The 8927-nt window shown below is 63.2% G+C and carries 9 protein-coding genes; 5 read left to right on the plus strand and 4 right to left on the minus strand.

Annotated elements, in window-relative coordinates; all coding sequences use genetic code 11:
- Together JHD64_RS20235 and wrbA are read right to left on the minus strand one after the other, a co-directional pair.
- The coding region (locus JHD64_RS20235; RefSeq protein WP_233170633.1) for an asparagine synthetase B at positions 1 to 757 on the minus strand (757 nt) is incomplete at its 3' end.
- A gap of 148 nt (positions 758 to 905) precedes the next feature.
- Positions 906 to 1505 (minus strand): NAD(P)H:quinone oxidoreductase, encoded by a 600-nt coding sequence (gene wrbA / locus JHD64_RS20240; RefSeq protein ID WP_059284418.1) that lies wholly within the window; start codon positions 1503 to 1505, stop codon positions 906 to 908.
- A gap of 186 nt (positions 1506 to 1691) precedes the next feature.
- Here wrbA and JHD64_RS20245 point away from each other — a divergent pair, with 186 nt between their 5' ends.
- Complete coding sequence (locus JHD64_RS20245; RefSeq protein ID WP_059284419.1) at positions 1692 to 2903, plus strand: YihY family inner membrane protein; 1212 nt, start codon at positions 1692 to 1694, stop codon at positions 2901 to 2903.
- On the opposite strand, the gene JHD64_RS20250 is transcribed toward JHD64_RS20245, so the two are convergent.
- On the minus strand, positions 2855 to 3658 hold the full coding sequence (locus JHD64_RS20250; protein WP_199055338.1) for a DUF3025 domain-containing protein: 804 nt from the start codon (positions 3656 to 3658) through the stop codon (positions 2855 to 2857). The two genes, JHD64_RS20245 and JHD64_RS20250, sit on opposite strands and share 49 nt — an antisense overlap.
- A 30-nt stretch (positions 3659 to 3688) precedes the next feature.
- Positions 3689 to 5944: a diguanylate cyclase gene (locus tag JHD64_RS20255; protein WP_199055347.1), complete on the minus strand. Its 2256-nt coding sequence runs from the start codon at positions 5942 to 5944 to the stop codon at positions 3689 to 3691.
- A gap of 322 nt (positions 5945 to 6266) precedes the next feature.
- Here JHD64_RS20255 and cysG point away from each other — a divergent pair, with 322 nt between their 5' ends.
- The 4 genes from cysG to JHD64_RS20275 all read left to right on the plus strand — a co-directional run.
- Positions 6267 to 7688, plus strand: coding sequence for a siroheme synthase CysG (cysG, locus tag JHD64_RS20260; protein ID WP_199055349.1), 1422 nt, complete (start codon positions 6267 to 6269; stop codon positions 7686 to 7688).
- A 59-nt stretch (positions 7689 to 7747) separates the two neighbouring features.
- Positions 7748 to 8155, plus strand: coding sequence for a PTS sugar transporter subunit IIA (locus JHD64_RS20265; protein WP_059284423.1), 408 nt, complete (start codon positions 7748 to 7750; stop codon positions 8153 to 8155).
- The gene (locus JHD64_RS20270) at positions 8142 to 8411 is read left to right on the plus strand and encodes an HPr family phosphocarrier protein (protein WP_059284424.1); all 270 of its coding nucleotides are present in this window, start codon (positions 8142 to 8144) and stop codon (positions 8409 to 8411) included. The genes JHD64_RS20265 and JHD64_RS20270 overlap by 14 nt, the downstream gene beginning before the upstream one ends.
- A gap of 29 nt (positions 8412 to 8440) precedes the next feature.
- On the plus strand, positions 8441 to 8927 hold a 487-nt coding region (locus JHD64_RS20275; RefSeq protein ID WP_304506669.1), incomplete at its 3' end, for a phosphoenolpyruvate-utilizing N-terminal domain-containing protein.

Here is an 8927-nt window from a genome sequence, read left to right on the forward strand (position 1 = left end):
GGGTGGAGTCAATGCCGCCGGACAACAGCACGCCCAGTGGACGGTCGGCCACGGTACGCATGGCCACGGCACGGTCCAGTTCCGGCAGCCAGTCGCCGGTTTCGGCCCCGGGTTGCCAGTAGCGGCGCTTGTTCAGCTGACGGCTGCTCAGGTCAAACTCCAGGCAATAGCCGTTTTCCAGCCGCTGGATGGGCTGGAATACCGTGGCCGGGGCCGGAATGTAGCGGTGCGCCAGATAGGCATCGATGGCGCTGGCCGAGAACTGGCGCTGAGCCAATGGCACAAACGGCAGCACCGCGCGCACCAGCGAGCCGAAGGCCAGGTTGCCATCCAGCAGTGAGTACAGCAGCGGCTTTTCGCCCATGCGGTCACGCGCCAGGTGCACCTTGCCCTGGCGCAGATCGAGAATGGCAAAGGCAAACATGCCGCGCAGGCGAGTCAGCAGGCCATCGATGCCCCAGGCCTGGTAGCCGCGCAGGATGAATTCGGTATCGGAATGGGTGCGGAACACCGCGCCAGCCTGTTCCAGCTCACGCTTGTCATTTTCCCAGTCGTATACCTCGCCGTTGTAGCAGATCCATATCTGGCCATCGTCGTTGCCCATGGGCTGGTCGGCCTCGGGGCGCGGGTCGATGATGGACAGCCGCGCATGCAGCAGCGCATTGTGAATGGCGTCATCCGCCGCGCGCTGACCGTGCTGGTCCAGCCGCAACTGATGAGCGGCATCCGGCCCGCGCCGGGCCAGTTCCAGCAACATGGCATCGGCCGTTGCCGCGGCAACGGGGGTCCGGGAAAAGAAACCGGCAATTCCACACATAAAGCTTGTTCCCGGCGCAGCAATCCGTGCTGCGCAAGAGGTAAGAAATCGGCGGGTGCGCCAGCCTGGCCAGCGCGCCCGCCCTGTATTACAGCGGTTGCTGCAGCCGCAGGGCGGCTTCGGCCAGCCGCTTGCCCTGGGCAAAGGCCAGCTTGCTTTCGTCGGCCGACAGCGGGCGGTCGTTCTGCACCCCGGCCACATGGCTGACGCCATAGGGGGTGCCGCCGCTCTGGGTGGCAGCCAGTTGCGGCTCGGAATAGGGCAGGCCGACCAGCAGCATGCCGTGGTGCAGCAGCGGCAGCATCATGCTCAGCAGGGTGGATTCCTGCCCGCCATGCATGGACGAGGAGCTGGTGAACACGCAGGCTGGCTTGCCGGCCAGTGCGCCGGCCATCCATTCCCCGCTGGTGCTGTCGATGAAGTACTTCATGGCGGCGGCCATATTGCCAAAACGGGTGGGGCTGCCCAGCGCCAGGGCTATGCACTCGGCCAGATCGCTTTTTTCCACATAGGGTGCACCGCTGGCCGGGATGGCCGGTGCGCTGGCTTCGCAGACGGTGGAAACCTTGGGCACGGTGCGCAGCCGTGCCTGGCAGCCGGGCACGCTTTCGATGCCACGGGCAATCAGCCGGGCCAGCTCGGCGGTGGCACCATGCTGGCTGTAATAGAGTACGAGGATGTCTTGCACGGCGATATCCAGAGGAAGGGCCGCCACAGTGAGGGATGGCGGCAACCAGGGTGAACTGGCAGCATGATACCAGTTTCCATCTGTTAATTTGTATGAAGACCGTATGCCAAACGTAAAGCCGCCGCGCGGGTGGCACCACAAGCTTGCCGCTTGCCAGCCGGCGGTGGCTGAATTACCTTGCGCCTCATGAAACTGCCTACCAAGTATGCAACGCAAATCGGTTTTTCCGGCTTCCTGATCCGCCGCATGAGCAGCCTGCGCGTGCTGCAGGTTGCCGGCAGCCTGACCTTCACCACCCTGCTGGCACTGGTGCCGCTGTTCACCATTGCCCTGACGGTGATTTCCGCCTTTCCGGTGTTTTCCGACTACAGCACGCGTTTCAAGGTATTGCTGTTGTCCACGCTGGTGCCGGAATTCGCCGGCAAGGTGATTTCCGTCTATATGCGCCAGTTTGCCGACAATGCGGAAAAGCTCACTGCCGCCGGCATCATCATGCTGGGGGTGACGGCGCTGATGCTGATGTCCACCATCGAGCGCACCTTCAATGCCATCTGGAGTGTGCGCCGCGGCCGGCCCTGGCTGCAGCAGAGCATGGTGTACTGGACGGTGCTGACGCTGGGGCCGCTGGTGCTGGGCGGTGGCCTGCTGTCCTGGCGCTGGCTGCTCAAGTTCACCCGTTTCGAAAAAACCATGCCCTTGCTGGCCAGTGCGGTGGAGGCGGGTGGCACCATCCTGCTGACCGGCATCGTGCTGTCGCTGCTGTACCGCATTGTGCCCAACCGCTTTGTGCCCATCCGGCACGCGGTGCTGGGGGCGATGATTACCGCGCTGCTGCTGGAGCTGACCAAGCTCGGTTTTGGCTATTACATCGGTCAGGTGGCCAGCTACCAGCTGGTGTACGGGGCCTTTGCCAGCATTCCGATTTTCCTGCTCTGGGTGTATTGCCTGTGGATGGTGGTATTGGCCGGGGCGGTGTTTACCGCATCGCTCTCCTACTGGGAAGGCGGGGCCTGGCGGCGGCGCTTTGAGCCGCGGCGACGTTTTCTGGATGCGGTGGAAGTGTTGCTGATGCTGGATGCGGCACAGGAGCAGGGTTGCAGCCTGACCCCGGTGCAATTGCGTCAGCAGGTCAAGATAGGCTACGACGAGCTGGGCCTGGTGCTGGACAAGCTGGCGCTGCATGGCTATGTGCAGAAAGGCCAGCGCGATGGCTGGGTGCTGATGAAAAAGCTGGCGGTGGTGCCGCTGTCCGAACTGTTCCAGCTGTTTGTCTACCGCGCCGACCTGGCCAATGACGATGAGGTGGGGCAGGGCATCGAAAACCTGCTCGGCACGGTGACCGAGCGGCTTCAGAGTGTGTCGCTGGAAGACTTTGCCCGCCGGCTGGGGCGGAAGTAGTCGGTATTCTGGTAGAAGGCCGGGTTTTCGTTATCCGGCCACCAGCCGGGAATGCCCAGCAAGGGGAGCGGCCATAGCTGGCGCGGGCTGGCCAGCCAGTCGTCATCGGCCAGCATGCTGGCCAGCCGGCTGTCCAGTTGCTCGCGCTGCACGGCCTCGGGCTGGGCGAAGAAGTCCGGTTCCACCGCCAGCAGCAGCGCCTTGCCGCACCAGCCCAGATGCGGTGTCAGGCCGGTTTCAAACAGCGCATGCCCCAACGCATGCACGCTGATCTGCCGCCCCCAGGCGTCCCGCCGCTGCACAAACAGCGTTTGCCATTGCATGTCATCCAGCGCCTGCCCCAGTGCCGGCTCGGCGCAGGCGACGATGATCCCGCATTCATCCAGCAAGGTGGCGGCATCACGGCGCGGCCCGCGCTGGATCTCGCCACGGCGGATGGCGCGTACATGGCGCGCATTCAGCGCGGCCTTGCTCAAGGGCCAGGCCAGCCAGGCCAGGGCATTGAACCAGTCGTGCCAGTTGCCGCTGCGGGTGGGCACTTCGCCGGTGTCGGCAATATGGGTTTCGTAGTAGGCGGCTGCCTCCAGGTCGCAGCAAAAGCGCAGGCCGGCGGGGAGGCCGGCTGGCGCGGCCAGTTGCCGCAGCCGGTCGTAGTCGGCCTGCCCGGGCCAGTCGGCCAGAGGCAGCTTGGTGATGAGCGCGCAGAGCGGCTGGTAGAGCGGGTGGGACAGATAGTCGGTGTGCCAGTGAATCACGATGGGCGGCTGCCAGACAAAAGCGCCATTTTAATCCAGCGCTGGCGGCAGGTCATGGCAAACCCGGTTGCGTCCCAAGTGTTTGGCCTGATACAGCAGCTTGTCGGCCCGCTTCAGCGGGTCATCCACATGCAGATCCGTACTGCGCAGCAAGGACAGCCCCACGCTGACGGTGTAGTGGATCTGCTGCCCGTTGACTTCGACCCGGCTCTGGCTGACCGCCTCGCGTATCCGTTCGGCCGCCGCCAGCGCAGCGCTGCCACCGGTATTGGGCAGCAGGGCGGCAAACTCCTCGCCACCCAGTCGCCCGGTCAGGTCCGAGGTGCGCAGCACCTCACGGCATAGCGTGGCGAAGTGGGTGATGACCTGATCACCAGCGGCATGGCCGTACTGGTCGTTGATGTTCTTGAAATGGTCCAGGTCCATCATCAGCACGGCCATCGGCTGCTGGTAGCGCTGGCTGCGCTTGATGTCACGCTCGGCCTGCTCCAGAAAGTGACGGCGGTTGTCCAGCCGGGTCAGTTCGTCCTTGGTGGCCAGCTGGAACAGCTTTTTCTCGTGGATGTCACGCTGCAGGGCAATGGCGGTGATGTGTGAGCTGCGATAAACCAGCCGCATTTCATCGGGGTTGGGCGTGCGCGGCTCGGTGTAGTAAATGGCAAAGGTGCCCAGCAGCTCGCGTGTGCTGCTGAACAGTGGCGTCGACCAGCAGGCGCGCAGCCGGTAGGGGCGCACCAGTTCCAGATAGGGCTGCCACAGCGGGCTATTTTCCATGTCCTCGACGATGATGGTGCGCTTCCAGTAGGCCGCGGTGCCGCAGGAGCCGACCTCGGGGCCGATGGCAATGCCTTCAATATGTGCGCTGTAGCCTGCTGGCAGGCTGTTGCCGGAGGCGACATGCAGGTGCTGGCCATCTTCGGTCAGCAGCATCACCGAACACAAGCCGCCGGTGAGCTGGGATTCGATCATGGTGCAGATCTGCGCCAGCGTGTCTTGCAGCGGCTGATTGGAGGCGATCATCTCCATCACCGCATTTTCTTCGCTCAGCAGACGATTGGCCTGGCGGGTGTCGGTAATTTCCCGGTCGACTGACAGAATGCTGGTGAGCTTGCCATTGCTGTCGAACTCGGGAAACAGCCGGGTTTCGAAAATATAGCGCCGGTTATGCGCCAGCAGCTCCATTTCGAAGCAGCGCGGCTCCCAGGTGTCGATCAATTGCCGGCATTGCGACTCGAACAGCGCAACCACATCGGCCGGCCAGCCCTTTTCGCCCACGGTTTTGCCGATATGCTCATCGCGGATCAGCGGCGAGTAACGGCTGACGCTGCGATTGATGAACTGGCAGCGCAGTTCCAGATCGTAGCGGGCGATGATGTCTGTGGAGTTTTCCACCAGGGTGCGGAACTCCTGTTCGCGCCGCCGCATGGCGGCCTCGGCCAGCTTGCGCGCGGTGATGACCTGATTGAGCGCCAGCACGATGGCCCCGTCGCCCGCTTGCGGATCGGCTTGCAGATTCTGCTCCAGCCATTCCCAATGCTGGTCGGCGTGCCGCATGCGGCATTCCAGGCTATGGCTGGTGGCCGGGTGATGGCAGGCTGCCTGCAGGGCGTTTTCCAGCAAGGGGCGGTCTTCCGGATGCAGCAGCTGCAGCCAGTCGTCCAGGCTCATTTTTTCCAGCTGCGCATCCAGCCCCAGCAGCTTGTGCAGCGAGCCGGGCGAACAGCTGACCTGCTGTTTGCCCAGGTCGAATTCGCACAGGCCGATGCGCGTGCCTTGCAATACCGTGCTGATGGCATTGCCCAGTTGCACCGGGCGGCCTTCCTCGCCGGCATCATGCAACAGCAGCAGTCGCCAGTTGCCCGGCGCTCTGCCGGCCGGCAACACGATGTGCTGCAGACCGAGCTGGCGGGTGCGGCCCTGTGCATCCTGCAGTTCGACATGCTGCGGAGGTGCCAGCAAAGCAGTCTGCTGTTGCAATGCCTGGCACAGCGCCGACGGCAGGCCACAGTCCTCCAGGCTGCGCGGTTGCCGCCCTAAGAGGGAGGTGCAGCCCTGTCCGGCTGCTTGCAACTGGCCTTGTCCGTCCAGTGCCAGCAGCGCGGCGCTGGAGTGTTCCACCAGAAAGCGCAGGGTATCTGCCTGCTCTTGCTCCTGGCGGCGTCGCTGCCACAGGCTGCCCAGCCAGATCCCGGCCGCAGCACCGAGCAGGCTGGCCAGCGGCCAGTCCCAGGTGGCGTGAGGCAGTTCGCCCGCCAAGGCCAGCGGGCTGCCCAGCGCCAGTATCAAGACCGTGCCGTAGCCTGTTCTGCTGCATGTTGATCTGAAGATATTCAATGAGTACCCGCCGCTTCCTGAAGTTGCGCTGTTTATCTCTTGCCGAGTGCCAGCACCGGCCAAGCCCATCCCGCGCTGGCCTTGCACCGCTCCTGCCGCAGCCCGCAGACGGTCTGCCGCGGCGACCCTTGGCACGGCTGTGTGGGCAGTGCTTCATTCCATCATGGCATTTCGCCGCAAAGATGTGATGACGAAAATCAGGCAGAGTGCCGGCCGCTCGTCGTTTTTATGCAACAAATAAAGTATGCTGTGGCCATTGCTTGTGGAGCGATGCATGGATTACTTTCCGATTTTTCTGAAGCTGCAGGATGCGCCCTGCCTGGTGGTGGGGGGAGGCGATGTCGCCTTGCGCAAGATTCGTCTGCTCAAGGCGGCCGCTGCCCGCATCACCGTGGTTGCGCCTGAGCTGACCGCCGAACTGGGCGAAATGGCGCAGCAGGGCAGCCTGCACTGGTTGCCAGGGTATTTCGCTTCCGAGCAGGTTGCCGGCATGCGGCTGGTGGTGGCCGCCACCGACCAGCGCGCGGTGAATCAGCAGGTTTCCGCTGCAGCCCAGGCTCACAATATTCCGGTGAATGTGGTGGATGATCCGGAATTGTCGACCTACATCACGCCAGCCATCATCGACCGTTCGCCGCTGGTGATCGCCGTCTCTTCCGGCGGAGCGGTCCCGGTGCTGGCGCGGCTGGTGCGTGCCCGGCTGGAAAGCATCATCCCGGCCGGTTTCGGCCTGCTGGCCGCCTTTTCCGCGCGCTTTCGCGACAAGGTGAAAGCCCGTTTCGGCGATGTGGAAGCGCGCCGCGCCTTCTGGGAATCGGTGCTGGAAGGCCCGGTGGCCGAAGCCGTGATGAATGGCCGTGAAGAAGCCGCCTGTCAGGAAATGGAAAAGCGGCTGGCCAGCACCCAGGACACGCCCAGTGGCGCGGTCTACCTGGTGGGAGCCGGTCCCGGCAATCCGGACCTGCTCACCTTCCGCGCACTGCGCCTGATGCAGCAGGCCGACGTGGTCTTGCATGACAACCTGGTGGCTCCGGAATTGCTGGAACTGGTACGGCGCGACGCCGAGCGCATTTATGTGGGCAAGGCCCGTGCCAACCACAGCCTGCCGCAGGAAGACATCAATCTGCTGATGGTAAGATTGGCCAGCGAAGGCAAGCGGGTGCTGCGCCTGAAGGGGGGCGATCCCTTTACCTTCGGCCGCGGCGGCGAGGAAATCGAAACCCTGGCCGAGCATGGCATTCCGTTTGAGGTGGTGCCGGGCATTACCTCGGCAAATGGCGCGGCCAGCTATGCCGGTATACCCTTGACCCACCGCGACCATGCCCAGTCGGTCACCTTTGTCACCGGCCACAAGAAAGATGGCAGCATCAATCTGGACTGGCCGGCACTCACCCGCCCGGATCAGACCGTGGTGGTGTACATGGGGCTGACCATGGCGGCGGAGCTGTGTGCCGCCTTCATCCAGCATGGCAAGCCGGCAGATACCCCGGTGGCGGTGATCGAATGGGCCACCACGGCACGGCAGCGGACGCTGACCGGCACTCTGAGCAGCCTGCCGGCATTGATTTCTTCCTATGGCGTTGCCTCGCCTGCGCTTATCATAGTGGGCAGCGTGGTCACGCTGGCGGATAAACTGGCCTGGTACCGGCGGGTGGAAAACGGGCCTGCTACAATGGCGGATTCGCCGCAGACATGAGTACAGCGGGATAAAACCTGCTGTGTGCCAATAACCGTTACGGACAAGAAGACTCGGGCATGGTTGGTGTACTAGTCATATCACATGGCAATCTGGGCGCCTGTCTACTGGACTGCGCCCGGCACGTATTGGGACGGGACCCGGACAATATCGCCACGCTGGCGGTGGAAAAAACCGAGGATCCGGATCAGAAACTGGTCGAAGCCGCTGCGCTGGTGGCACGCCTGGAACAGGGCGATGGCGTGGTGGTGTTGACAGATATGTATGGCGGCACGCCATCCAATATCGCCAGCCGGCTGATCAATCCGGGCAAGGTCGAGGCCGTTGCCGGCGTCAGCCTGCCCATGCTGGTGCGAGCGCTCAGCTATAGCAGCCAGCCACTGGAGATCGTGGTCAGCAAGGCCATTACCGGCGGGCTGGAAGGTGTGCTTTATATTCTACCGGGGGACGGTAATGCTGCGCGTTGAAATACAAATTATCAATAAACTTGGCCTGCATGCTCGCGCATCGAGTAAATTCACCCAGCTTGCCAGCCGCTTCAAGAGCGATGTGGGCATTGCCCGCAATGGCCGCCGCGTCAATGGCAAGAGCATCATGGGGGTGATGATGCTGGCTGCGGCCAAGGGCTCCACCATCGAGCTGGATGTGGAAGGTCCTGATGAACAGGAAGCGCTGGATGCGCTGGTGGCACTGATCAACAACCGGTTTGACGAGGCTGAATGAATCAGCCCGCTTGAGGAGGGGATGGGACGATGAATATCACCCTGCATGGTGTGGCCATTGGTGGCGGCATCGCAATTGGCCGGGCCCATCTCATCTCGCGCAGCATGGACGATGTGGCGCATTACGGCCTGGAGGACGCAGACATCCCGGCCGAGATGGCGCGCTTCGACGAGGCGGTGCGCGCCACGCGCAAAGAGCTGGAAATGCTGTGGGGGAGCATCCCGGAAAATGCACCGGCCGAGCTGGGCGCCTTCCTGTCCTTGCACATCATGCTGCTGGGCGATGTCACCATCTCGCGCGAACCACGCGAAATCATTGAAAAGCAGCGCTGCAATGCCGAATGGGCGCTGAAGCTGCAGTGTGACCTGCTGGTGGAGCAGTTCGACGCCATCGAAGAAGACTACCTGCGCGAGCGCAAAAACGATGTGCTGCAGGTGGTGGAACGCATTTTCAAGAACCTGGACGGCCACGCCCCGCAATTGCCGGCTCCCGGCGATCTGCTGGACGATACCATTC

It is taken from the genome of Aquitalea sp. ASV15, assembly GCF_016429115.1.
GTDB lineage: Bacteria > Pseudomonadota > Gammaproteobacteria > Burkholderiales > Chromobacteriaceae > Aquitalea > Aquitalea magnusonii.